This window comes from Burkholderia sp. SIMBA_051, from assembly GCF_046534915.1.
GTDB classification, from domain to species: Bacteria; Pseudomonadota; Gammaproteobacteria; order Burkholderiales; family Burkholderiaceae; genus Burkholderia; species Burkholderia ambifaria.
On the sequence record NZ_JAWRXS010000494.1, the window covers coordinates 1 to 259 of the forward strand.

Here is a 259-nt window from a genome sequence, read left to right on the forward strand (position 1 = left end):
TTGTACGTGTGCCAATTGATTCTGATTACTCATCCGTATCCTCCTCATAAATAAATCTGACCTTTTTACCTTGATGCTCCCTTAGAAAGGCCTCAAGTATTCCAGCAAAATCCGATGGACCATATAAGTCTCTTTCCAAAATTGCATCTTCCCGGCATTCAGAGAGCGGACCAGCGCTCATAGCCTCTATACCATCAATAAGCAGCCTTTCACGTCTAAGTCCTTCCCATCCTTCTCCTGAAAGAATTTTCACCTCTAC

General features: G+C 43.2%; 1 protein-coding gene. It reads right to left on the reverse strand.

What is annotated here, in order from left to right:
• Nucleotides 1–25: 25 nt before the first annotated feature.
• Nucleotides 26–259: hypothetical protein (locus tag SB771_RS35430; RefSeq protein ID WP_410722095.1), on the reverse strand; the 234-nt coding region annotated here is incomplete at its 5' end.